Below are 25,965 nucleotides of genomic sequence, written 5' to 3'. Positions count from 1 at the left end.
GAATGTGGTGAGGTTGCTATACAACATACAGTATTAACCAGATCTGCTGCCGTGCACGGAAATAAACCAATATTGGCTACAATTTGTACAATCACACCTGTTTCTTAACTAACTTTCAGGTATAATCCGCCGACTTTTTTCAGGCTCAGCCATAATACAGAGACACTATGACAGTACAGACCTTTGACCCAAGCCAAACCACCACCCTGGATACCTCTGCCAAAGCCATAGCCGGCCAGGCGAAAACCGGCGCTGATAAAGGCAATACCATAGGTTTTGTGTCACTGGGCTGTCCGAAAAATCTGGTTGATTCTGAGCGGATCCTGACCCAGTTAAAAAGCGAAGGCTACAATATTGTACCCAGTTACGATGATGCCCAACTGGTTATCGTTAACACCTGCGGTTTTATCGACAGCGCCGTGCAGGAATCATTAGATACCATTGGCGAAGCCTTAGCCGAAAATGGCAAGGTCATTGTAACCGGCTGCCTCGGTGCCCGCGAAGATGAAATTCGCCAGGTTCACCCCAATGTATTGGGTATTACCGGCCCGCACAGTTATGAGAACGTGTTAAAGCAAGTGCACGAATTTGTACCCAAGCCTAAATACGACCCTTTTACCATGCTGGTGCCAGACCATGGTGTTAAATTAACCCCTAAGCATTATGCCTATTTAAAAATTTCAGAAGGCTGCAACCACCGCTGTACCTTTTGCATCATTCCGTCGATGCGTGGCGACTTAGTCAGCCGGCCGGTCGGTGAAGTGCTGGATGAAGCACAGCGTTTAAAAAATGCCGGGGTAAAAGAGCTGCTGGTTATTTCCCAGGACACCAGTGCCTATGGCGTGGATGTTAAACACCGCACTGGTTTCTGGAATGGCGCACCGGTAAAAACCTCAATGCAATCATTGTGTGAGGCCTTAGGCGAAATGGGTATCTGGGTGCGCTTGCACTATGTTTACCCCTACCCGCATGTGGATGACATTATTCCACTAATGGCAGAGGGCAAGGTGTTGCCTTATTTGGATATTCCTTTTCAGCATGCCAGCCCGCGTATTTTAAAGCTGATGAAGCGCCCGGGCCAGGCTGAGCGGGTATTAGAGCGAATTAAAAAATGGCGGCAAATTTGTCCTGAGCTGACGATTCGCTCAACCTTTATTGTCGGCTTCCCGGGCGAAACAGAAGAAGATTTCCAGATGCTGCTCGACTGGTTAGATGAAGCCCAGCTGGATCGCGTTGGCTGCTTTAAATACAGTCCGGTAGTGGGCGCCAAAGCTAATGAATTGGCTGATCCGGTACCGGATGATGTGATGGAAGACCGCTACCACCGCTTTATGCAAAAGCAACAGGCGATTAGCGCCGCCCGGCTGCAGGCTAAAATTGGCAAGACCATAAAAGTATTAATTGATGAAGTCGACGAAGAAGGCGCTATTGGCCGAAGCTTTGCCGATGCCCCGGAAATTGATGGCGCCGTATACTTAAACGGCTTAACCAGTGTTAAACCCGGCGATATTATCGATGCCGTGGTAGAAGAAGCCGATGAATATGATTTATGGGCGTCACTGGCTTAATAAATTAATTAAGCGTTAAATAAAACAGGCAGCCTCGGCTGCCTGTTTTTTGTCTGTAGCAATAACGATAACATTTAACGAAACAGCGAAAACCAACAGACAAATAATCTGTGTTTTTGCCACCAGGCTGCTGTGTTATTGTTTTAATTTGCGGTGCTGATATGCAAAACGTCCAAATCGATAGAGTAACTGGAAAAAACTGGCTAAACACCAGCGAGACAAAACAGATCACAGCCTTGATCGCATCCAGCTTTAAAGGCGTCGACGCTGAATGGTATTTCAACCATTATTTTGAAAGTAACCATTATTACCAGCGATGTGTCAGGCTGTTTTACCAGAACGGGCAACTCGTCGGTTATTGTTTGCTGACGTTTAGCAAAGATGTCCACAACAGCATAGTGATGGGAGCATCAGCAGCGTTTCTTTCCCGCTATCGGGGCAACAACAATACCTTTGCCTTTTCTTTTGTCTGGGCGGTTAAAACCTGGTTGTGCCATTTGAACCGAAAAGTCTATTATCTGGATACCATGTTAAGCCCGGCGATGTATCGGGCTATAGGTAAAAGATTAGCCTTTATTTACCCTAATCCTGACATGAGCCAACAGGATAAACTGCTCTACCAATCGCTGGTTTCAGATACAGAACCCAGTGCAGAACCCAGCCCGTGGCAACAGCTACGCTGTTTAAAAATCGTTAGCCGCGCCACAAATTATAGTGACGACGAAATCAGCAGATTAAAAGCGAGCGAAAAAGCAGAAATAGCCTTTTATTGTCGGGTAAACCCTTCTTTCGCCCAAGGTAGCGCCCTGCTGGTATTAATTCCGGTAAACATCAGACAAATTACGTTAACTTGCTGGAAATGGCTTAAAGGCTTGTTAAAATAGCAAAAATGCCTAAAGGCTTATCAATATTGCACAAGTATTTTAGCTGACAACTATCAAAACAACTGGCAACGCGGCACTGACTAGTGAAACGTTAACGCGGAAGAGGTTCTAGTCTTTCGATTACATATTCTACAAGTTTAAAATTTTCATCCAGTGTAATCATAATGCCATCCCCACCCTCTTCAGCATTTTTAGGGCCAACATAAATTATGTATCCCCCTTCTTTCTTTGTAATGCTAACCGCCGAGTGCCTGAGATCTATTTGCTCGCTGACAAGTCCCCTTGGCAGACTATTAATCCATTCAATTGATTCCATGTGGTCATTGAAGTCATACAACTCTATATCCATTTTTTTCCTTGTTCGCATGTAAATGCGAATAAATTAAATCGTTTTACTTGTTAACTCCGCGGTTTGGCTAAGGTTCGCCATACATAAGAGTAACTTGTTGGGATCGAATGCCCTAGTTAGCTTGTAAATCCGATAAAGTTTCAGGCTCCACTTTATAAATGACCCAATCTAAAAACAACTTTCTTAACCCATAATACTGGGCTTGCAGCACTGGTTAGTTGAGAGTTTCGTTTCTAAAAGTCTGGGTTCAACCAATTATTAAAGTTTACTTGCTAATTTATCCCCCGCCCACTTTTTTATAAGCGTAATTTGTTCTCTCGATAAACACCGCTTCGGTAATGGAGCCATACTGGACTCCCCCCAATCTGTCCTTCATTTATGATAGAAACTAACAGCATATTATTGTTAATCAAAGCTATTCTGCTCTTTAAACTTCAGTAAAATTTTCCTGGCGAGGTTTTGCACCGCCTGTATAAACAATAAATCTATGTCCCGTAAAACCAGGCATTAAGGATTAAGCCGTCTTGCACTTCGTAAACCACCACAACGTCATAAGGCTGGTCGGCCATGCCGAATACCCTTTCGTGATCTATTACCTTGTTGCCGACCACCATTCTGTTTAGTACCTCCGCGCGCAGCGCAACTATGGTAAAGCGTTGGGTGGCGTAAAACTCTGCCAATGCATCGCGACCAACCAGAGTTGGCGCAGTGGCTGGCATGCGATAAATGGCAATTTCTTGATGGTAGCAAGCGATAAAGGCGGTTAAATCTTTGGCGTTGTAAGCATCAAGTTGTCGCTGCACTGGGTCTGTACTAATGGTCATATTCAGAAAACTCTATGTTAAAACGCCGGGCTAACTGCAGCAGACTTTTGTCTTGTGTCCAGAGGGTAGTGCCCGGGGTCAGTAAGGATGCACACAGCAATATCATATCAACCGAGCCGCACCCCTGGTTATAGAGTTGTTCGCGTTCAATGAAGTCAGCTACTTCCTGTAACGCCGGCTGCTGCGCCTGGCGTAACAGGCGCAACGCTGCCAACGTTCGCTGACGAGGTGCAGGCGGTGTACCACAGGCAAGTTCTAACACAATAAGCGGATGGGTTAAAACCTGATCTGTCTCCAGCAACTTTGCCAGAACCACATTGTGCTGCCGGAAGTGACCAACCCATACCGATGTATCAACTAATACACTCATGACCCGGCGGGCTCTGCACGTCGGCGCTTAGGTTGCGGCATATCGGGTGCAGTACCGCCGAGTGCAGCCAGCCTGCGGGCCGCTTGTACCCTAATATAGGTTTTAATAGCCTCACGAAATAATTCTGCCTTGTCCAAATTTGGCTCAGCCAGCGCCAATGCCTGCTGATATAACTCATCGTCAATCGTTACGGTAGTACGCATATCGACCTCAACATCAAATAAAGCATAATTATGCATCAGAAACCGCATCTTGGCTAATCACGCTGTTATACTTTGTCCGCGAGCTTTAATTTAGCGCAGCACTTTTGTCATAAACATACTATTCGGGTCTTCCTGGTAATCGGCGAACGGGCGGCAATAATCGAAGCCCGCGCTTTGGTACAAGGTGCGGGCTGGCAGGAAAAAATCCATTGCGCCGGTTTCCAGGTAAAGAGGCCGGCAGCGGCTGTACGTCTGCTTTGACAGCATGGATAAAAATTTAACAGCCGACAACATTTTTTCCCTGCAAATCTTTTTAAAATCCTGTATATTGTCGCACTATTTTCAAACCCTAGCTTATTGAGATTACTATGTCAGCAGATTTATCCTTATACAGAAACATTGGTATCTTCGCCCACGTTGATGCCGGCAAAACCACTACTACCGAGCGTATCCTGAAACTGACCGGTAAAATTCATAAGTTAGGTGAAGTTCACGAAGGTGAATCTACTACCGACTTTATGGAGCAGGAAGCAGAGCGTGGTATAACTATCCAGTCAGCAGCGGTAAGCTGTTTCTGGAAAGGCTACCGCTTCAACGTTATCGATACCCCGGGCCACGTTGACTTCACCGTTGAAGTTTACCGTTCATTAAAAGTACTGGACGGTGGTATTGGTGTGTTCTGTGGTTCTGGCGGTGTTGAACCTCAGTCAGAAACCAACTGGCGTTATGCTAACGATGCTGAAGTATCACGTTTGATTTTCGTAAACAAACTGGACCGTATCGGCGCTGACTTTATTCGTGTTACTGAACAGGTTAAGAAAGTACTGGGCGCTAACCCGTTGATCATGACTTTGCCTATCGGCCGTGAAGATACCTTCTCTGGCGTTGTTGACCTGTTAACCCAGAAAGCTTACGTCTGGGATGAAACCGGCCAGCCAGAAAACTACGAAATTACCGACGTACCAGCTGATATGGCTGATGACGTAGAAATGTACCGTACTCAGCTAATCGAGACGGCCTTGGAACAAGATGACGACCTGTTAATGGCATATATGGATGGCGAAGAGCCGTCTATCGAAGACATTCAGCGTTGTATCCGTAAAGGTTGTCGTGACCTGGCGTTCTTCCCGACTTACTGTGGTTCAGCCTTTAAAAACAAAGGTATGCAGTTACTGTTAGATGCCGTTGTTGATTATCTTCCAAGTCCAACTGAAGTTATTCCACAGCCACTGACTGACGAAGAAGGCAACGAAAACGGCCAGCACGCTATCGTATCTGCTGATGAGCCATTCCGTGCCTTAGCATTTAAAATCATGGATGACCGTTTCGGCGCCCTGACCTTTATCCGGATTTACTCTGGTGTTCTGAACAAGGGTGATACCATCCTGAACTCATTCACCGGTAAAACCGAGCGTATTGGCCGGATGGTTGAAATGTACGCCAATGACCGTATCGACCTGACCAGTGCTCAGGCTGGTGACATCATCGCCTTAGTAGGCATGAAGAACAACACCCAGACTGGTCACACCCTGTGTGATCCTAAGCACCCTTGTACCCTTGAGCCAATGGTATTCCCAGAGCCGGTAATTTCTATCTCTGTTACACCAAAAGACAAAGGTTCAGTTGAGAAGATGGGTATCGCTATCGGTAAGATGGTTGCTGAAGATCCAACCTTCCGGGTTGAAACTGATGTTGACTCAGGTGAAACCATCCTGAAAGGTATGGGTGAATTACACTTAGATATTAAAGTAGATATCTTAAAGCGTACTTACGGCGTGGAATTAGTGGTAGGCCAGCCGCAGGTTGCTTACCGCGAAACCATTACCCGCGAAATCGAAGATAGCTACACCCACAAGAAACAATCTGGTGGTTCAGGTCAGTACGGTAAAATTGATTACCGCATTCGTCCGGGCGAGCAGAATTCAGGCTTCACTTTCAAATCAACTGTTGTTGGTGGTAGCGTTCCAAAAGAATTTATGCCTGCTATCGAGAAAGGCTTTGAGTCAATGATGTCGACCGGTACCCTGGCTGGCTTCCCGGTATTAGACGTGGAAATTGAAGTATTCGACGGTGGTTTCCACGCCGTTGACTCATCAGCAATCGCGTTTGAAATCGCTGCTAAAGGCGCTTTCCGTCAGTCAATTCCAAAAGCTGGCGCGCAACTGCTTGAGCCAATCATGAAAGTTGACGTATTCACCCCTGAAGACCACGTTGGTGATGTTATCGGTGACTTAAACCGTCGTCGCGGCATGATCTCTGGACAGGAAGCAGGCGTTACTGGCGTACGAATTAAAGCTGACGTACCACTGTCAGAAATGTTCGGTTACATCAGTACACTGCGTACTATGACATCTGGCCGTGGTCAGTTCTCTATGGAATTCTCGCACTACTCACCGTGCCCGACTAACGTAGCTGAAGCGGTTATCCAGAAAGAAAAAGAAAAGAAAGCTGCCGCTGCTAAAAACTAAGCAGTAAGCGTTTTTTTAAAAGCCCCGCCGGTGCAAACCGGCGGGGCTTTTTGTTCTGGCAAAAGTTTAATCGATTGCTCGTATTAATTCTGACTTGTTTTGATATTAAACATGCTGCAATACAGCACTGGCAAAAACAGCAGCGTTAGCAGGGTTGCAAAGCCCAGTCCAAACATAATGACTACCGCCAGACTGGCAAAAAATACGTCACCAAGCAACGGAATCATCCCCAGGATAGTGGTAATAGCGGCCATTGCAACCGGACGAACCCGGCTGACCGCACTGTCAAATACAGCATCAAACGCTGCCTTGCCTTCACTGAGCTCCAGTTTTATTTGTTCAACCAGCACAATGCAGTTTTTAATCAGCATGCCGGATAAACTTAAAAAGCCCAGTAAGGCAATAAAGCCAAAAGGCGCACCTAACAACAGCAAACCAAAACTAACCCCGATGATCGCCAGGGGCACACAAGCCCAGATCACCAGCGCACTGCGCAGTGAATTAAACAGCAATACGGTGACGATGAACATCATCAGATAGCCCAGCGGTAACGAACTAAACAACGCAGTTTGGGCTTTTTGCTGCGCTTCATACTCACCGCCCCAACTCAGGAAATAGCCGGTAGGTAGCGGTATAGCTTCAATCTCTGCCTGCACCCTGGCCTGCAAAGCTGAAGCGGTATCGTCGGTTAAATTATCATGATCGGCCATTACGGTAATGGTTCGCTTGCGGTCCCGCCGTTGGATCTGCGCATCTTCCCACACCAAATCAAAACCGGTAACAACCTGAGTTATCGGCACATATCGCTGCAATTTATTGCTATATACCTGAAGATCGTACAACGCATCCAGATTATCCCGCTCGGCCAGCGGTGACCGGGCAACTATAGGCAGCAAATGGGTGCCGTCCCGATAAATTCCGACAGTGCGCCCTGCCATACTGGTGAGCAGTACTTCATCGATATCTTGTTTACTGATCCCTGCCCGCCGGGCCATTGCTTCATTAAAACGGGGCCGGATCACTTTTGCCCGCTGCCGCCAATTATCCCTGACACTGATCGCCCGGCCGTCAGCCAGCAAAATTGTTTTAGCTTGCTCTGCTAATGTTCTAAGCACATCCGGATCACCACCACTGAACCGGGCTTCAATTTTTGCCGGGGTAGAGGGACCGACTTCCAGTTGCAATAACTTATGCTGCAGTCTGGGTAACTGTTCTGTAATGAAATTGCGGGTTTGCTGCATTAATTCTGGCAATTGTTCACGTTGTTTAGCCCGAACAATCAGCTGGCTGTAGGCGGCAAAACTTTTCTCTGGCTGATAGGTCAGCATAAAGCGCTCTGCACCGCGGCCGCTGGTACTGGTAACATGACTTACCCCATCCAGACTGGAAAGGTAATTCATCAACTGAACAGCATCGGCACTGGCATGGCGAATATCGGTGCCCTCGGGCTGCCATAGATCAACCAGAAAAATAGGGGTGTTAGAGGGGGGGAAAAACACCTGTTTGACATTACCAAAGCCAACCACCGCGGTCAGCAGCAAGATGGCTGTCAGCAAATACGTCGCCAGCCGGTAGCGCAGCGCCAACAACAGGGTTTTGCGGTATAAGGTAAAAATAACACCTTGGTACAACTGTTCCGGCTCACTGTCAGCAGGTTGCACCTTGTCTTTAAACAACATGCTGGCAAAAAATGGCGTCAGCGTAATAGCAGTAACCCAGCTAAGCAGTAACGAAACCAATAATACCCAGAACAGACTACCGGCAAATTCACCGGTGGCATCACTGGATAAACCGATGGGTGCAAAAGCTGCAATGGCGATTATCGTCGCCCCCAGCAAAGGCCACTGCGTTTGCCTGACGATTAAACTGGCAGCATCTGCCAGCTTTAAGCGGCGCTGCATACCTATCAGAATACCTTCAGTGATCACAATGGCATTATCTACCAGCATACCCAGGGCAATAATCAGTGCCCCCAGTGACACCCGCTGCAGCTCGATATTCATTTGCCGCATAAAAATAAAGGTACCCAGTACCGTCAGCAGTAAAATACCACCAATTAAAATACCGCTCCGTAAGCCCATAAATACCAGCAGGACTATGATAACGATAGCCACTGCTGCAGCCAGGTTAATAATAAAGCCGCTAACCGAATTCGCTACCTCATCAGGCTGGTTATAGATGGTATGCAGAGTAATGCCCACCGGTTTATTGTATTCCAGTTCAGCCAGACGCTGCTGCACCTGAGCTCCGGCTTCAACCACGTTAACGCCACCGGAGAAAGAGACCCCAAGGGTCAGCGCATTCTGACCATTAAATCGGATCAGCTGATTGGGCACCTCGACATTTTCACGATAGACTCGCGCCACATCGCCCAGATAAATTAATTCTTTTGAGTCAGGGCTGGAAATAATCAGGCTTTCCAGTTCAGCAACTGATTCGAATTCGCCGGTAGGATAAATTCGCAGCCGATCCGGCCCGACTTTAATAGAGCCGGCATTGGCAACCATATTCTGGCTTTGCAGCAAGGCTGATAAAGCTTGTGGCGCAATACCCAGCGCGGTTAACCGTGGCCGGGAAATTTCAACAATAACCTGTTCCTGCTGGATGCCACCCACCGCAACTTTACCCACACTGGGCACCAACACCAGTTCACGACGCAAAAAATCAACATAATCACGCAGCTCGTCTTCACTGTAGCCATCACCGCTTATTGCATACAAAATACCATAAACGTCGCCGAAATCATCCTTAACTTGCGGGCTTTGTACGCCTGGTGGCAACTGAGGTTGTAAGTCGTTTACTTTATGGCGCAGTTCATCCCAGATTTGTTTCAGTTCTTTGGCCCGGTAGGTGTCTTGCATTTCAACCATCAGTTGCGACAATCCCGCTGAAGATACCGAACTGACATGTTTTACATAAGGTAACTGCTGAATAGCGTTTTCCAGCGGATAAGTTACCTCCTCTTCCACCTGCACAGGCGATGCACCGGGATACTGAGTAATGATTAGTGCTTGCTTTAAGGTAAATTGCGGGTCTTCTAACCGGCCAAGACCAAGATAAGACACTATGCCACCGAATAATAATATTGCGGCAAATAACCAGGATGAGGTGCGTTGACGGATAAAATAACGGGCAAGATCCATCGCTACAGCCCCCGCTCACGCACCCAGGGCCTGACTTGCTGGCCTTCGCTAAGATGTTGGACACCGGCAGTGACGATTTGCTCTCCCATAGTCAGGCCGGCGGTGATTGCGGCGCCGGCGCTGGTTAAACTGCTTACGGTAACTTCACGCCGCATAACCAGGCCAGTTTCGGGGTTATACACCCAGACATAGCTTTGCTGGCTGCGCAAGGTGGCATCGTTTGGCAGAAAAATGGCGCTGGCCGGAATAAATAAGGCATCGATATAAGCGGCATTAATTTTACTGACTTCGGCAATAACATTCGCCGTCATACCAGAGAGCACATTAAATTCAGTTGGTGTGGCCATACTGAATACCACTTTAAAACTGTTGGTGGCAGGATCAGCGCGGCTATCCCACTCGCGGATCCGGGCCCGGTAGCGGTACATCGGATGGGAATCGAACACCACTTCAGGTTGATAGTCGAAATCTTTGCGGACATTTGAAATCACATCTTCCGGCACCTGAATGACTACATCAACCTGATCCCGTACCTGCAGTTCCATGATGGGTTGCTGGGCAGCGATGTTTTCATGATTGTCTACCAGTAAGCGGGAAATAATACCGGCGAAAGGTGCTTGCAAGCGGGTGTAGCTCAGCGCAGTTTCAGCTGTGGACAAATCTGCCTGGGCAACCTGTAACTGGGCTTTAGATTCGTCAAATACAGCCTGCGACACCAGTTTTTGGGCGATTAGTTGTTCAGCCCGGGCAAACTGGGTCTGAGCGAGATCGTAACGGGCACGAGCCTGATCCAGTTTCAGTTTAAAATCGGTATCATCCAGCCTGGCCAGCAGCTCGCCATTTTGTACCTGCTGGCCGGGCCTTGCCATAAGCTGGACTAATTTGCCACTGACCCTGAAGGTCAGGTTGGCCCGCACCGTTGGCTCTACCACCGCCGGAAACTGGCGCACAGCACCGCCGGTATCGCTACCAACCTGATGCAATTTAACCGGGCGAACCAAAGGTTCAGTAACCTCCGGTGCCGGCTCGGCACATCCTGAGAGCAATATCCCGGCGCATCCTAATACCCATAATCTTGTAAAACTCAGCATAGCAATCTTCCTGAAACCTGATAAGGCTATTGGTGACGATGCCAGTATGACACAAAGCTGCTGACGCCAGCCGCTATCACCTCTGACCAGTAAGTATTATTAAACATTAAAAATAGCCTGTTAACAGCAAGTTTTTTTGGGTCAGATTAAATTTCCAACAAGGCCTGCTTTAGCTGATGCAGCTCATCACGCAGTGCCGCTGCTTGTTCAAACTCTAAATCTTTAGCATGTTGTAACATTTTCTGCTCGATTTGTTTCATTTGCGCTTGCAGCTGATACGGCGTTTTACCTTTAATCAGGATCATCTGCTCGGCAACTTTACGCAGCGCAGTTGGTGCGGTTGGCGCCTGGCCTAAATCCATTACATCAGAGATTTTCTTCCTAATCGCGGTAGGCTCAATTCCCTGTTGTAAATTGTGGGCTATTTGTTTGGCGCGCCGCCGCTCAGTTTCATCAATAGCCCGCTGCATTGAGCCGGTGATCCGGTCAGCATACAAAATGGCTTTACCTTTCAGGTTACGGGCCGCCCGGCCCATGGTTTGAATAAGCGAGCGGTCTGAACGCAGAAAACCTTCTTTATCTGCATCAAGAATAGCCACCAGCGACACTTCAGGAATATCCAGCCCCTCGCGCAGTAAATTTATGCCTACTAACACATCGAACACGCCAAGGCGCAAATCCCGGATAATTTCCATCCGCTCAACAGTATCAATGTCTGAGTGCAGATAGCGCACCCGGATCTGATGGTCATTCAGGTATTCGGTTAAATCTTCAGCCATTTTTTTAGTCAGAGTGGTAACCAGTACCCGCTCACTCAATGCGGCCCGGGCCAGAGCTTCGGACATCAAATCATCAACCTGAGTAGCCACCGGCCTTATTTCGATTACCGGATCCACTAAGCCGGTAGGCCGCACCACCTGCTCAATAACTTCGCCACCCGATTTTTCCAGCTCATATTTGGCCGGGGTAGCCGAGACATAAACCCGCTGCGGCGCAATCGCTTCAAATTCATCAAATTTTAACGGGCGGTTATCCAGCGCCGATGGCAGCCGGAAGCCATAATTAACCAGATTCTCCTTGCGGGAGCGATCGCCTTTATACATGGCACCAATTTGCGATACTGTAACATGTGACTCATCGATAAACATCAGGCCATCAGCCGGAAAATAATCAAGTAAGGTTGGGGGGGGCTCACCATTAGCCCGGCCTGATAAATAGCGCGAGTAGTTTTCAATACCTGAGCAATACCCCAGTTCCACCATCATTTCTATATCAAACTGGGTGCGCTGGGCCAGGCGCTGTTCTTCCACTAATTTGTTGCCTCTGAGTAAGTCAGCCCGGCGTGACACCAGTTCGGTCTTAATATTGTCAACGGCAGCCAGAATTTTTTCGCGCGGTGTCACATAGTGGGTTTTCGGATAAATAGTATAGCGGGTCACCACCTGTTCTACTGCGCCGGTTAACGGGTCAAAAATACTGATCCGTTCAATTTCTTCGTCAAACAGCTCTACCCTCACCGCCAGCTCATCTGACTCTGCCGGGAAAATATCAATCACATCGCCGCGCACCCTATACGTCGCGCGCTGAAATTCAATGTCGTTACGGCTGTACTGCAGCTCAGCCAGCCGGCGCAGAATAAAACGCTGATCAACAATGTCACCCACTTTTAAATGCAACAGCATTTTCATATAAGATTCAGGGTCACCCAGACCATAAATCGCCGACACCGACGCAATAATTACCACATCACGGCGCTCCATCAGCGCTTTGGTGGCCGACAGGCGCATTTGCTCAATGTGTTCATTTATAGAGGCATCTTTCTCAATAAAGGTATCGGTAGAGGGCACGTAGGCTTCAGGCTGATAATAATCGTAATACGACACGAAATACTCTACCGAATTATGCGGGAAAAATTCCTTCATCTCGCCGTACAGCTGTGCCGCCAGCGTTTTGTTATGCGCCATAATAAGAGTTGGCCGGTTTACTCTGGCAATCACATTGGCCATAGTGAAGGTTTTACCCGAACCGGTTACTCCCAGCAATGTCTGATGCGCCAACCCCGCCTCCAGGCCATCAACCAGTTTAGTGATGGCTTCAGGTTGATCGCCAGCAGGCTGATAATCAGATACCAATTCAAATGGACGGGTCATGCTGACTCCTTTAATTTAAATAAACTGACCCGGTTAAACCAACTATAGGCAATGGCAGCAGTAAAAACATTAGCAATTACACAGCCGGCAAATACCCCAACCACCCCAAATAATTTACCGCCAGCCCAGGCCAGTGGCACATAAAATACAAACAGGCGGATTAAACTCAGCCATAAGGCATTGACGGGCAGATGCAACGCATTAAAAGAGGAGTTAGTCAGAATTGTGATGCCCTGTAAACCATAAGCCAGCGGCACTATCCATAAAAACCAGCGAATATAACGGGCCACATCGGCATCTTCAGTAAACATAGCGGCAATCGGCCAGGCCAGTGCTGCCAGCAGCAAATACACCGCAAATTGCCAGCGAATAATAAAGAATGTGGTCAGCTGGTACGCCTGCTGTACCCGCTGTAACTTATCGGCGCCAAAATTCTGGCTGATAAAAGGCGGCAATGTCATCGATAACGCCAGTACCACCAATGATGCCAGACTCTCCAGCCTGGCCCCCACTCCGAAAGCCGCCACCGCAGCGGCGCCGTAACTTGCCATAATTGCGGTTAAAATTGCCATCGCCAACGGTGTTAACATATTAGCACCGGCTGCCGGCATGCCAATTCGCAGAATTTTACGATAAATCGGTATAGCGACGGCAAAAGGTTGCCATAGCGCAATCAGTAAGCCACGTTTAAACAGCAACCAAATTATCAGGCCACAACCAAGTGCCCATGACAACACCGACGCTAAAGCCGCACCTTGCATGCCCATAGCCGGCACAGGGCCTATGCCGAATATCAATATCGGGTCTAAAATTGCGTTAACAACCCCGCCAGACGCCATAATTATACTGGGGGTCTTGGTATCACCAGAGGCCCGCAGTACCGCATTACCGACCATTGGCATAACTAACAGCACAGCGCCGGCAAACCAAATCAGCATATAGTCGTGAATATAACCAAGTGTTGCCTCTTCGGCGCCAAGCAAGCGAAACATGGGGTTAATCAGCGCCATACCCAGCAGGCTTAATGCCAACACTAAATAGGTTGCCAACCATAACGCGGCCAGTGAATCAGCCTGTGCTTCTCTATTGTGTCCGGCACCGAGCGCCCTCGCAATTACAGCTGACGTGCCTATACTCAGGCCGATGGCCAGACTTATCACAGTGAAGGTAACCGGAAAAGTAAAGCTGATAGCAGCAAGCGGGGTGGTACCCAGCATACTGATAAAGAAAGTGTCTACCAGATTGAAGGTCATTAAAGTTAACATACCGGCCAGTACCGGTACTGTCATACTGCGCAGCGTACTACCTATATTACCCTGTAAAATCTTATTGGCTGGCGGCGCCTGGTTACTCATACATCCGGCCTGCTGAAGAATAGGCCGCTATTGTAGTGAAAAGCACTGTTCCATACCATGGTAAAGCCTTAAAAAGCGTGGCATTAACGGAAATTCACCCGGATAAACGTGCTGTTCCGGCAAATAGTTCACAATTCGGCCCTTGCTTATTTTATGCCACTTTGGATTATTTAAAGGGAAATGCCCGGATGCCTCGATTTTTATATCTCATTGTTTTAAAAAGATAAAATTTTTTTCGAATTGCTGCTTGACCACCTTGAAAGGCACAGAACATAAGGCTTAGCCACCCTAAATACAGAGTAACTCACAGACTTATCCACAACTTCTGTGGGTAACTTTTAAGAGGCCTGCAACCACCCGCTCTACAGCAATGTCAGAACCCCGGTTTTGGTTTTTCAGCAAAAAAAATGGCCTGCTATAGCGTCGTCCTGACTGAAATAACCTGTATTTGCTTAAACAATATGCAAGTAAACCGGACAGAGGCAAATCTGCGCAGCAAAGTGTTGACAGTCTCCATAGCTGGCATTAGTATTGCGCCCCGTTGAATGCTGTTCCCCAATAGCTCAGCTGGTTAGAGCGGCGGACTGTTAATCCGTAGGTCGTTGGTTCGAGTCCAACTTGGGGAGCCAACCGCTCCAATAATATTTTACTTTTCCCCAATAGCTCAGCTGGTTAGAGCGGCGGACTGTTAATCCGTAGGTCGTTGGTTCGAGTCCAACTTGGGGAGCCAAAACACTCAATTCAACTGTTTTTTCTGTAAACCGTCGTTAATTATTCCTTTCTTGGTATTTTTTTGATTTAATTAGCTTTCTATTCTTTTTAGCTACACTATATTAAGCGTAAGACAAGGAAGAAGTTTATGTTTGGTGGTCAGGGCTTATGAAGATCTTTAAAACGTTATTGATGGCGCAGTTATTAACTGCTCTGATACTGGCAGTTTTAACAGTGTCAGCGCTTGTGGTATATAGCCAGCAACTGGTCGAAATTCGCGAACGGAATGCGCGTAATACTATAGAACAAATTTTATCCCATCACCTGTCAGGTGATGCAAAAGTACTCAGCCGGCAGTTAGATCGGAGCTTTGTTTTGCAAAGCTTGCGCATCAGCCAGCTTGACGGCACTGTTTTGCACGAGCAAAACAATGCCCGCGCCTCTACCACTGCAGCAATGTGGGCTCTGCAAACTGCTGGCAGTCAGTTCAGGCCGGTATTATTGCGCAGTGAAGAGCATGGCATTCAACTCAGCTATCAGCTTAATCATCAGCCTATGCTGGCCCCATTACAAAAGCTCGGCTTAGTATTATTACTGGCACCTTTTGTTTTTAGCTGGCTTACAGTGATTATTGCTAAAAGCAGCATTAACCGCAGTTATCGTAAAACCTCGCAAGCCGTTAACCAGCTGATTGACGGTTTTATTCAGGATCCGCAAAAAGCAGAACCGAACTGGAATAATATTCCCCCTGAATTTTCTGAGATTAATATTGCATTGCAAAAGCTGGCTAACTTCAGCAAAAAACAATATAGCGAGATGACGTCGGCAGCTTATCAGATAGCTGAAGAAGCCTATAAAGATCCGGTAACCGACTTACCCAATCGCAATCGCTTCGTGCAGTATTATGAAGACCACTGCAAAGTATCTAAAGAAACCGATTTTGGGGTTTTTGCGATTACCCGTTGTACCGAGTTACAAAGCTTAAATCAAACCCGGGGTTATCAGGAGGGTGATCAGTACATAAAAGATGTTGCTGATATTGTGCGAAAAGTTGCCGACGCCTATAAAGATGCGAAATTATTCCGCTTAAACAGCTCTGATTTTGGCATTTTACTGCCCAGAATCACCCCGAAAGAGGCAGAGAACTTCGCCCTGCAATTGCAAAGCCGGTTTAACGAATATCAGAAAAATGCTGAACTTGATTCTATAGCCTATACCGGTCTGGTTACCTACGAAAGCGGCAAAGCGCTGGGCGAGTTACTGGCTGTAGCCGATACCTCGATCAGCCTGGCGCAAACTAAACAGACCAACGCCTGGCACTTACAAAAAGACTCTGCCGGCCTGGAAATGGCAAGCAGTGGCTATGGCAATCAAAACTGGCGCAATGTTATTGAAGATGTCATAAACAACAACCGGATTACCTTACTTGCTCAGCTTATTCAGCCATCAAACCGTTCAGCAAAAGCCTATTCGGAGATCCTGGTTCGCTTTAAAACTCAGGAAAATCAGGTATTGCCGACTGCGTCATTTTTAGCGATGGCGGAAAAGCTCGACAAAATAATAGCCGTAGACCGGCTGATTATTGAAACTGCCCTGACGACTATTAAAAACCGTAATTTGCAGGATCAGTATTTTGGCCTGAACTTGTCTCCACGCTGCGTGCATGACGATCAATTTGTAATCTGGCTGGAGCGCAGACTGTTAAAAGATGCCCATATTGCCGCTAAACTGATCTTTGAAGTATCTGAGTTTGGCTTACAGCAAAACCTGAAAACCAGTAAGCGCTTTATCGATATGGTGCACCGCGCAGGTTCGCGCATTACTGTGGAAAAATTTGGCGTCGGTATCACCTCGTTTAAGTTTTTCCGCGACTTAAAGCCTGACTTTGTCAAAATGGATGGCAGTTACACCCGTCATATCGACGAAGATAAAAATAATCAGTATTTTATGCGTTTGATGATAGACCTGGCACATCGGATTGGGGTTGGTGTTTTTGCTGAAAGTGTTGAAACACAGGAAGAAAAACATATGCTGGAGTCATTGTTTATCGATGGGAATCAGGGTTATTACGTCGGAAAACCCGCTCCAATGTAGTCAGGACAAATATCAGGCAGTTAATCAGCACACCGTAAGCTGGTTAACTGCCAGTAAAACCTGACAAAGCCGTTAGCTGCTGCAATAACCCTACAGTTTGTTTGGTTGTAACCACTTTGACATCATTGCATAATACCCGCCTGTTATCTGTGTTAGCCCTATTACTTAAGCTCAACTATGACCGAATTTTTGCTCTTACTAATCAGTACGGTGTTAGTTAACAACTTTGTGTTGGTTAAGTTTCTCGGGCTGTGCCCATTTATGGGTGTATCTTCAAAGCTGGAAACTGCTATCGGCATGGCGTTGGCAACCACTTTTGTGCTGACCCTGGCCTCCATTTGCAGCTATCTGGTAGACAGCTTTTTATTGGCACCTTTTGATCTCCTTTATTTACGCACCCTGAGCTTTATTCTGGTTATTGCTGTAGTAGTGCAGTTCACCGAAATGGTAGTACATAAAACCAGCCCGACTTTGTACCGCTTGCTTGGTATTTTTTTACCCTTGATCACAACCAATTGCGCGGTACTGGGCGTAGCACTCTTAAACGTTAACGAACGGCACAACTTTATCAACTCAGTGGTATATGGTTTTGGTGCTGCGGCTGGTTTTTCTCTGGTGTTAATTTTATTTGCTGCCATGCGTGAACGATTGGCTGCTGCTGATGTGCCAGTGCCTTTCAAAGGTGCAGCCATTGCCATGGTTACTGCCGGCCTGATGTCGCTGGCATTTATGGGATTTACCGGTTTGGTGAAAGTCTGATGAGCTTACTGACAGCATTATTGATCCTCGGAGGAATGGCTCTGATCTTTGGTGGCTTACTTGGTTTTGCCGCTATACGCTTTAAGGTACAGAGCGACCCACTGGTTGAACAGATAGATGATATTTTGCCGCAAACCCAGTGTGGCCAATGTGGCTATCCGGGATGCCGGCCTTATGCCGAGGCAATAGCTAACGGCGATGACATTAATAAGTGTCCGCCCGGTGGCGACAGTACCATTCGCAAACTTGCCAATTTAATGGGTGTGGAGGCCAAACCGTTACATGCAGCCCAAACCGTTGCAATAAAGCGGGTGGCCTACATTCGCGAGGACGAATGCATTGGTTGTACTAAATGTATTCAGGCTTGCCCGGTTGATGCGATAGTAGGCGCATCAAAGTTGATGCATACCGTTATCGTCGATGAATGCACAGGCTGTGATTTGTGTGTCGAGCCCTGCCCGGTTGACTGTATTGACATGTTGCCCGTGACCCCAACCCCAGAGCGCTGGAAGTGGGATCTGAAGGCTATTCCGATAACCCAGGTGGAGTAACAGGTGCCGAGTTTATTTCAGCAAATTCAGGCCGGAAAATTGTGGGACTTTCACGGAGGGGTTCACCCGCCAACCCGAAAAGCCCAGACCGCGCACAAACCGATAGGCTTACTGCCCCTGCCCGATCGGCTTTATATACCACTGCGTCAGCATATTGGTGTCGCTGGCCATCTGCTGGTCAGTGCCGGTCAACGAGTATTAAAGGGCCAGCCACTTACCAGCGCTGATAACTCGATGGCCGTGCCGGTACATGCGCCTACTTCAGGCACTATTACAGCCATTGGTGAACATACCAGTGCTCATCCCTCTGCCTTACCAGAAACAACCATTACCCTGATACCGGATGGTCTTGATGAATGGCGGCAACAGCATCCGCTCAATCTGAGCAGTAGTGATAACCTCACTTTACTGGAGCGTATTCAGGAAAGCGGTATTGCCGGGATGGGAGGTGCCGGGTTTCCTGCTCATTTAAAAGCAGGGTTAACCCAACCGGTTGACTACCTGATTATTAACGCTGTTGAATGCGAACCTTATATCAGTGCTGACGATGCATTAATTCAGGAAGGTGCCATAACTATTGTTAAAGGCATTGATATTCTGTGTAAGTTGCTGAACCCTAAAGCAGTATTAGTTGGCATTGAGGATGACAAACCACTCGCCAGTGCCGCCTTAAAAGCCGCCTGCAGCCAACGCGATCATTATTACGTGCGTGACGTGCCAACCAAATATCCGTCTGGTGGCGAAAAACAACTGATCCAGCTGCTAACCAATAAAGAGGTGCCCGCGGGCCGCCGGCCAATCGATATTGGTATTGTTATGCTGAATGTCGGTACTGCCTTTGCCATCGCTCAGGCAGTACTTGATGACCATCCCCTGTTGTCACGTATCGTTACGGTGACAGGTGAAACCCTGAGTCAGCCACAAAATGTTCTGGCATTAATTGGTACCCCGGTCAGCGATCTTCTGACATTTTGCGGCTATCAGCAGCAGAAAAACTACAAAGTTATTATGGGTGGACCAATGATGGGCTTTAGCCTGCCCGACCTCGCCGTGCCCATAATAAAAACAACCAATTGCATTCTGGCACCAAGCGAGCACGAATTACCACCGCCGGGTAAAGAAACCGACTGTATTCGTTGTAGCGCCTGCGCCGATGCTTGTCCGGCCAGCCTGCTACCCCAGCAGTTGCTGTGGTACAGCAAAGCCAAAGACCCGGCTAAACTGGCTGAGTATAATTTATTTGACTGTATTGAATGCGGTGCCTGCGCTTATGTTTGCCCCAGCGAAATTCCGCTGGTGCAGTACTACCGGGTGGCTAAAGCAGAAATCAGAGAACAGCAACGCGAAGCGGTAAAAGCCGAACAGGCCAAAGCCCGCTTTGAAGCCCGCAATGCCAGGCTGGAGCGGGAAAAACAACAACGAATGGCACGCAATCAGCAGCTTGCAGAGGCCCGTGAACAGGCTCAGCAAACCGGTGGCAACAGTAACGCCGTAGCAGCTGCATTAGCCCGGATTAAAGCGAAGCAAGCTGAACAAACCGCAGTACCTGCCGAGCGCGAGCAAATTCTGGCCGAGCGGGCAGCTAAGAAACAGCAAGCACGTGAATATCAGGCGGCTAAGGCTGCCGACAGCCAGCAATCAGACTCAGCTCCGGCTCTGGCAACAGCAACACACCAGGCAGCAGCCAGCAGCGCACCGCCGGCTAGTGAGCCAGCAACTGTTGCGCCAACTGGTGCAAAAAACGCTGCAGTAGCAGCCGCCATTGCCAGGGCAAAAGCAAAAAAGGCAGCCCAGGCGCAGGCTGAGCAGCAGGAAAAGGTGGTTGCAGCCGAGCAAACCAAGCAACCTGAAGCAATAGAAGCCGCGCCCCAACAGGCTGAGACAGATCCGCGTAAAGCTGCTATTGCTGCTGCTATTGCCCGGGCTAAAGCTAAAAAACAAGCAGACAGCGAGAAATCATGAGTTTTAAAATTGCCAGCTCGCCGCATAACAGGATCAGCCGCAGTACCTCGGAAATCATGCTGTTAGTGGTCGTGGCCTGTATTCCGGGTATTGCGGTCCAGGCTTTACTATTTGGCTATGGGGTATTGATTCAGTTAGTTCTGGCTATCAGCACCGCCTGGTTGGCTGAGGCACTTATTATGCGGCTGCGGGCTAAACCTGCACTCAGCCGGCTGAAAGATCATAGTGCCCTGCTGACCGGAGTATTGCTGGCAATTTCAATTCCGCCTTACGCGCCCTGGTGGCTGATTGTTATAGGGACATTCTTTGCAATTGTTATTGTTAAGCAGCTATATGGCGGCCTTGGCAACAACCTGTTTAACCCGGCAATGGCCGCTTACGTGATGCTGCTGATTGCTTTTCCGCTGCAAATGACCCAGTGGCTGCCAAGTGTCAGCCTGCAAGCTGAATCGCTCAATGTGCTGGATGCGGTCTGTGCGGTTTTCACTCAGTATAGCTGCAGCGGTTTTAGTATTAGTCAGTTGCAAAGCGGCATCGATGGTGTGTCAATGGCAACGCCTCTGGATACCTTGCGTACTGATCTGGCGGCCGGTTTAACCTTAACAGAGAGCATGCAGCAGCCGGTTTTCTATGGTATCGCCGGCGCGGGCTGGCTATGGGTCAACCTGGCCTATCTTGCCGGTGGCTTAATGTTAATTAAGCTAAGAGTCATTAGCTGGCGCATCCCGGTTGCGGTGCTCGGCAGCCTGTTTCTGATCAGCACGCTGAGCTGGCTGGCAGCAGCAGACAGCAATCCCAGCCCTTTATTTCAGTTGTTCAGTGGTGCAACTATGCTGGCAGCCTTTTTTATCGCCACCGATCCGGTGTCGGCATCGACTACTGATAAAGGCCGCATTCTCTATGGCGTACTAATTGGCTTTATGATTTTTATTATTCGTAAATATGGTGGTTATCCGGACGGTGTGGCCTTTGCAGTACTGCTGGCAAATATGACCGTGCCACTGATAGATTATTACACCCGGCCACGAACTTACGGCCATAAAGCCAGAGGCGCTGATAAATGATATTGCCGGTATCAAAAAATGCTTTGTTGCTGGCGCTGATCGCGCTGGTTTGTGTCACTATACTAGGCTTGGTGAACCAGCTGACCCAACCCAAAATTGCCGAGCAGCAACTTGCCAATAAGTTAGCCATTCTGAATGACGTTCTGCCCGAAAACACTGCCAGCGAGACCTTGCTGGCCGATTGCATTCTGGTAACCAACCCGCAATTACTGGGCCGCCCTACCCCACAAGCGATATACCGCTTGCGTGACGGCGGGCAAATCAGTGCTTTTGTGGTGGAAACCACAGCGCCTGATGGCTACAGCGGCAATATTGATTTAATGGTGGCAGTGACACCAGCGGGCACGGTGTTGGGCAGCCGGGTATTAACGCATCAGGAAACACCTGGCCTGGGCGATAAAATTGAGCGGCGCCGTTCGGCCTGGATTGACAGTTTTAAGGGCGTGCAGATAAGCCCTGACAACAGCGTAGCCTGGGCGGTAAAAAAAGATGGCGGCCAGTTTGATCAATTCACCGGGGCGACTATTACCCCGCGGGCGGTGGTCAGCGCTGTTTATAATGCTGGCTTGCTGATTATTCAGCAGCCCGGGCTTGCCAACCGGCCAGCAAATTGTGGAGCAAGCCAATGAGTGACAATACCAACAGTATCCGTGAGCTGGCCGTACAAGGCTTGTGGCGCAATAACCCGGGGCTGGTGCAGTTACTTGGTTTATGTCCGTTACTGGCCGTTACCGGCACCGTAACAAACGCTCTGGGGCTTGGCCTGGCCACCTTGCTGGTGTTACTTGGCTCGAACGTGGTGGTGTCGCTGGTACGGACCGTAGTGCCATCAGAAATTCGCATTCCGGTGTTTGTATTAATTATTGCCAGCTTTGTTACTGTGGTTCAGTTGCTGATGAACGCTTATACCTTTGGTTTATACCAGTCACTGGGCATTTTTATCCCGTTAATTGTTACCAACTGCGCCATTATTGGCCGCGCCGAAGCTTTTGCCTCGAAAAACGCCGTCTTGCCGTCGGCGGTAGATGCGCTGATGATGGGCCTGGGTTTTCTGCTGGTACTGGTAGCCCTAGGAGCTATGCGTGAGATCCTGGGCCAGGGTACGTTGTTCGATGGCGCTGACTTACTGCTGGGCGACTGGGCAGCGGTGCTGCGGATAGAACTGTTTGCTTTAGATACCCAGTTTTTACTGGCAATGTTGCCACCGGGCGCCTTTATTGGCATGGGACTGTTAATTGCCCTGAAAAACCTGATTGATGCCCGCTTGCAACAACGCCAGCAGCAGGCGGTGGGTATTACCCGGGCCCGGGTTACCACCCAGTAAAATATCAACTGACGCTTTAGCAGCGTTAGTTGATACAGTAAAAGGTCAGGTACGTGAATAAACAAAAACGAATTGAAATGCTAAGCCGCCTGCGAGCGGCCAATCCACAGCCCACCACTGAACTCGAATACAGCTCACCCTTTGAGCTGCTGATAGCCGTGTTGTTATCTGCCCAGGCTACCGATGTAGGTGTTAACAAAGCCACCCGTCATTTATTTCCGGTAGCGCGCACCCCGCAAGCGATGCTGGATTTGGGGGTCGATGGTGTCAAGCATTATATAAAAACCATTGGTTTATTTAATACCAAAGCAGAAAACGTAATTAAAACCTGCCGCATTTTAGTAGAACAGCACGCTGGTGAGGTCCCGGAAAACCGCGAGGCATTAGAAGCCCTGCCCGGTGTCGGCCGTAAAACCGCCAACGTGGTGCTCAATACCGCCTTTCGCTGGCCTACTATTGCCGTTGATACTCATATTTTCCGGGTGTCGAACCGGACTAAACTGGCACCGGGCAAAAATGTTGATTTGGTAGAGCAGAAGTTATTAAAAGTGGTACCAAGCGAGTTTAAGCTGGATGTTCATCACTGGCTTATTCTGCACGGCCGCTATACCTGCATCGCACGTAAACCTAAATGTGGTTCTTGTATCATTGAGGACCTCTGCCAATTTAAAGATAAAACTGAATAATAACAGAAGTAATTCATTTAACTTTGTTACAAAGCCCTCATGTAATCAGGATAAAAACGAACTTAGCACTAGATAAATAAAACAGTCGCAGTCAGTTAAATTGTAGCTGTCTGCAGTAGAGGCAAAATAAGTAGCTGATTCTGCAATTTAAAGAACAAGCCCTGATGATCTTTGCAAATAAGATCGCAAATATAATCGCTTTAATCACACGGTCAATGCCGCTGGCGGTGATATTGCAATTATGTGATTTGCCTTTAATAATCTGTGTTGCCGCTTTTTTCAGGCATAGTCGCTTAACCGGCTAAATATGTTCTATGCTTGCAGAATAATATCCGAAACTCTAAAAAGGGCGTTTATGCAACATCAAGATCAGCTGGCAGTACTTAACAATAATGACAGCTTGATATTAAAATTGACCCACTTGCACAGTTTGATTAAACGGCATCATCCTTTTATCGAGCGGGTAGCTTTGGCCCTGTATGATAATGCAACAGATATTGTCCGGACCTTCGTCTACAGTGGTGAGCAAAGCAGTCTAAACCATTATCAGGCGAAATTAGCCAACTGCTATTCATTACAACAATTAGCAGCGAAACAACAACCCAGGGTCGAAAACGATTTATCAGTATTTAAAGACAGCACCCATCGCCATGCGTTGCAGATTTACAAAGCTGGTTTTCGCTCCAGCTACACCTTGCCAATGCTTTGGAACGGTGAATTGCTCGGCTTCGTGTTTTTTAACGCCAAAAGCGCTGATGTCTTCACTGAACCCTGTATGCAGGAGTTGGATGTTATCGGACATTTGCTCTGTCTGGTGCTGTTAAATGAGATGACTAATGTACGTACTTTACTGGCGACATTACGTTCAGCATTGGATCTTACGCATTCACGTGATCCCGAAACCGGCTATCATTTGGAGCGAATGTCACGTTATTCGCGTCTGATAGCACGAACCACAGCTGAGCATTTTGCGTTAGATGATAACTTCATCGAGCATGTATTCTTGTTTTCGCCATTACATGACCTTGGCAAAATGGCCATCCCGGATAGCGTGTTGCTAAAACCTGGTAAGCTAACAGAGCAAGAATATCACGTTATGAAAGGTCATTCAGAAGCAGGGTTAGCACTGATTGATAAACTGTTAATTAACTATGGCCTGGATGGTGTAGGCTATATAGCCATGCTGCGTAATATCGTATTACATCACCATGAAGCTTGGGATGGTAGTGGTTATCCGTTAGGCTTATCAGGTGAAACTATCCCAGTTGAAGCCAGAATCGTTGCTGTTGCAGATGTATTTGATGCATTAACCAGTGAGCGACCTTATAAAAAAGCCTGGAGTAACGCAGATGCGTTTGCCAAATTACAACAGTTAGCTGCTGTTAGTCTGGACCCGGTATGCGTTGCGGCGTTAATCAGTAATGAAGCTGAAGTATTAGATATTCAACAAAGCTTTAAAGAACGTCAGTTTGGATAGCTATCCGCCTTCTTTTGTCTGATAAGTAATGTTGGGTCTGAATAAGTGTATTGCTGCTAAACCACATCTCGTCAGCTGTATGATTGAAAGTTTTTACAAGTACAAAACCAAATAGAATCTTTTATGCGAATGCTCCATACCATGCTGCGGGTAGCTAACCTGGAATTGGGATGCCGACAACTACGATTTAGGTAATGCTTTTGGCCATATTGCACTGGAGTTAGACAATGTTTATGACACCTGCAGTGTCATAAAGACAAACGCCGTTGGCGTCAATGCTGGAAGATTATCTGTCATTGGCAGGGCTCTGTCTGTTCGCTTGCCAACACGAGCGCGCTAATGTAATACTCTTAAAGCAATAAATAGGAACGGAGGCATCATGTTTATTGATTGGCTATCAAAAAAAGATTTAAAGGATTCGGATAGTTTAATCATCAGGGTCGCAGCAGTTGTTTTGTTTGCAGGCTCAGTCTTCATACTAGATGAAGTCTTAATATGGAACTTAAGCTTATTATCACTAACTGGTATTTCTGTAATTGCTGGAAGTATCGGATTTTTTGTCGCAAAAACCTCTCCCATCGTCATTAAGGCTATTTCACCCGTTGTATTCTTCTGCGTAACAGCACTACTTTCGATAGAGCTTTACGAGAGCTACTCATTCCAAAAAGAGAGATCCGTATTTTTAACTGAAACAGATAATTGTAAAGCGTTAGGCCTGCAGATTGTAAACAAAGGTTCTCGGACTCCTGTATGTATGAAGAGAGATACACTCGCCAACGAAATATATTGTAATTATTTTATGGATAATGAGTGGTTTTGTAAGACATATACCCACTCGGATGTAATAGCCATGCCTGAAGGGCATGAACTTCCCCTGCCTGTAATTATCAAGTAAAAATTGCCACGGTTTTATAGTGCAGCCAGGTTCTTTT

At 47.7% G+C, this 25,965-nt stretch carries 21 protein-coding genes and 2 tRNA genes; 15 read left to right on the top strand and 8 right to left on the bottom strand.

Annotated elements, in window-relative coordinates; translation table 11 throughout:
* Window positions 1-167 precede the first annotated feature (167 nt).
* A complete protein-coding gene (rimO, locus tag H141_RS0107105; protein ID WP_019675559.1) occupies window positions 168-1,568 on the top strand; it encodes a 30S ribosomal protein S12 methylthiotransferase RimO in 1,401 nt (466 codons plus the stop codon).
* Window positions 1,569-1,729: 161 nt separating this feature from the next.
* Window positions 1,730-2,452, top strand: a complete 723-nt coding sequence (locus tag H141_RS0107095; RefSeq protein ID WP_051090386.1) for a hypothetical protein — start codon at window positions 1,730-1,732, stop codon at window positions 2,450-2,452.
* 91 nt (window positions 2,453-2,543) lie between these two features.
* Here the strand turns inward: H141_RS0107095 and H141_RS0107090 are convergent, their stop codons facing one another.
* The 4 genes from H141_RS0107090 to H141_RS0107075 form a co-directional block, all read right to left on the bottom strand.
* Window positions 2,544-2,801 carry a hypothetical protein gene (locus H141_RS0107090; RefSeq protein ID WP_019675556.1) on the bottom strand — a complete coding sequence of 86 codons (258 nt, stop codon included), beginning with the start codon at window positions 2,799-2,801 and terminating at the stop codon, window positions 2,544-2,546.
* A gap of 485 nt (window positions 2,802-3,286) precedes the next feature.
* On the bottom strand, window positions 3,287-3,625 hold the full coding sequence (locus H141_RS0107085; protein WP_019675555.1) for a nuclear transport factor 2 family protein: 339 nt from the start codon (window positions 3,623-3,625) through the stop codon (window positions 3,287-3,289).
* On the bottom strand, window positions 3,615-3,995 hold the full coding sequence (locus H141_RS0107080; RefSeq protein ID WP_019675554.1) for a type II toxin-antitoxin system VapC family toxin: 381 nt from the start codon (window positions 3,993-3,995) through the stop codon (window positions 3,615-3,617). Before H141_RS0107080 ends, H141_RS0107085 begins: the two co-directional genes overlap by 11 nt.
* Window positions 3,992-4,234, bottom strand: coding sequence for a type II toxin-antitoxin system VapB family antitoxin (locus tag H141_RS0107075; protein WP_205620352.1), 243 nt, complete (start codon window positions 4,232-4,234; stop codon window positions 3,992-3,994). The genes H141_RS0107080 and H141_RS0107075 overlap by 4 nt, the downstream gene beginning before the upstream one ends.
* Before the next feature lie 326 nt (window positions 4,235-4,560).
* On the opposite strand from H141_RS0107075, the gene fusA reads away from it, so the two are divergent.
* Entirely contained in the window at window positions 4,561-6,666 is a 2,106-nt protein-coding gene (gene fusA, locus H141_RS0107065) for an elongation factor G (protein ID WP_420834574.1), read from the top strand.
* Window positions 6,667-6,749: 83 nt separating this feature from the next.
* Here fusA and H141_RS0107060 read toward each other — a convergent pair whose 3' ends face one another.
* The 4 genes from H141_RS0107060 to H141_RS0107045 all read right to left on the bottom strand — a co-directional run bounded on the left by H141_RS0107060 (window position 6,750) and on the right by H141_RS0107045 (window position 14,405).
* Window positions 6,750-9,809 carry an efflux RND transporter permease subunit gene (locus tag H141_RS0107060; protein ID WP_019675550.1) on the bottom strand — a complete coding sequence of 1,020 codons (3,060 nt, stop codon included), beginning with the start codon at window positions 9,807-9,809 and terminating at the stop codon, window positions 6,750-6,752.
* A 2-nt stretch (window positions 9,810-9,811) separates the two neighbouring features.
* Window positions 9,812-10,900 (bottom strand): efflux RND transporter periplasmic adaptor subunit, encoded by a 1,089-nt coding sequence (locus H141_RS0107055; RefSeq protein WP_019675549.1) that lies wholly within the window; start codon window positions 10,898-10,900, stop codon window positions 9,812-9,814.
* A 146-nt stretch (window positions 10,901-11,046) separates the two neighbouring features.
* The gene (gene uvrB / locus H141_RS0107050) at window positions 11,047-13,050 is read right to left on the bottom strand and encodes an excinuclease ABC subunit UvrB (protein ID WP_019675548.1); all 2,004 of its coding nucleotides are present in this window, start codon (window positions 13,048-13,050) and stop codon (window positions 11,047-11,049) included.
* Complete coding sequence (locus H141_RS0107045) at window positions 13,047-14,405, bottom strand: MATE family efflux transporter (RefSeq protein ID WP_019675547.1); 1,359 nt, start codon at window positions 14,403-14,405, stop codon at window positions 13,047-13,049. The genes uvrB and H141_RS0107045 overlap by 4 nt, the downstream gene beginning before the upstream one ends.
* Window positions 14,406-14,957: 552 nt before the next feature.
* On the opposite strand from H141_RS0107045, the gene H141_RS0107035 reads away from it, so the two are divergent.
* The 12 genes from H141_RS0107035 to H141_RS0106980 all read left to right on the top strand — a co-directional run bounded on the left by H141_RS0107035 (window position 14,958) and on the right by H141_RS0106980 (window position 25,928).
* Window positions 14,958-15,034 (top strand) — tRNA-Asn (locus H141_RS0107035).
* Between the two features lie 24 nt (window positions 15,035-15,058).
* Window positions 15,059-15,135: transfer RNA gene (locus tag H141_RS0107030), tRNA-Asn, on the top strand.
* A 149-nt stretch (window positions 15,136-15,284) separates the two neighbouring features.
* A complete protein-coding gene (locus tag H141_RS0107025) occupies window positions 15,285-17,210 on the top strand; it encodes an EAL domain-containing protein (protein WP_019675545.1) in 1,926 nt (641 codons plus the stop codon).
* 177 nt (window positions 17,211-17,387) lie between these two features.
* A complete protein-coding gene (gene rsxA / locus H141_RS0107020) occupies window positions 17,388-17,969 on the top strand; it encodes an electron transport complex subunit RsxA (protein WP_019675544.1) in 582 nt (193 codons plus the stop codon).
* Entirely contained in the window at window positions 17,969-18,520 is a 552-nt protein-coding gene (gene rsxB, locus H141_RS0107015) for an electron transport complex subunit RsxB (RefSeq protein ID WP_026349290.1), read from the top strand. Before rsxA ends, rsxB begins: the two co-directional genes overlap by 1 nt.
* Window positions 18,521-18,523: 3 nt before the next feature.
* Window positions 18,524-20,482: an electron transport complex subunit RsxC gene (gene rsxC, locus H141_RS0107010; protein WP_019675542.1), complete on the top strand. Its 1,959-nt coding sequence runs from the start codon at window positions 18,524-18,526 to the stop codon at window positions 20,480-20,482.
* A complete protein-coding gene (gene rsxD, locus H141_RS0107005; protein WP_019675541.1) occupies window positions 20,479-21,546 on the top strand; it encodes an electron transport complex subunit RsxD in 1,068 nt (355 codons plus the stop codon). Before rsxC ends, rsxD begins: the two co-directional genes overlap by 4 nt.
* Window positions 21,543-22,175, top strand: coding sequence for an electron transport complex subunit RsxG (gene rsxG, locus H141_RS0107000; protein ID WP_019675540.1), 633 nt, complete (start codon window positions 21,543-21,545; stop codon window positions 22,173-22,175). Before rsxD ends, rsxG begins: the two co-directional genes overlap by 4 nt.
* Window positions 22,172-22,870: an electron transport complex subunit E gene (locus H141_RS0106995; RefSeq protein ID WP_019675539.1), complete on the top strand. Its 699-nt coding sequence runs from the start codon at window positions 22,172-22,174 to the stop codon at window positions 22,868-22,870. The genes rsxG and H141_RS0106995 overlap by 4 nt, the downstream gene beginning before the upstream one ends.
* Before the next feature lie 53 nt (window positions 22,871-22,923).
* Entirely contained in the window at window positions 22,924-23,556 is a 633-nt protein-coding gene (nth, locus tag H141_RS0106990; protein WP_026349289.1) for an endonuclease III, read from the top strand.
* 355 nt (window positions 23,557-23,911) lie between these two features.
* Complete coding sequence (locus tag H141_RS0106985) at window positions 23,912-25,033, top strand: HD domain-containing phosphohydrolase (protein WP_019675537.1); 1,122 nt, start codon at window positions 23,912-23,914, stop codon at window positions 25,031-25,033.
* 379 nt (window positions 25,034-25,412) lie between these two features.
* Complete coding sequence (locus H141_RS0106980) at window positions 25,413-25,928, top strand: hypothetical protein (RefSeq protein ID WP_019675536.1); 516 nt, start codon at window positions 25,413-25,415, stop codon at window positions 25,926-25,928.
* The last annotated feature ends 37 nt before the right edge of the window (window positions 25,929-25,965 follow it).

Origin of the sequence: Arsukibacterium perlucidum DSM 18276 (genome assembly GCF_000382165.1) — a bacterium.
Lineage (GTDB): Bacteria > Pseudomonadota > Gammaproteobacteria > Enterobacterales > Alteromonadaceae > Alishewanella > Alishewanella perlucidum.
The sequence above is the reverse complement of the archived record's forward strand: the minus strand, read 5'-3'. Positions and strand labels throughout refer to the sequence as shown.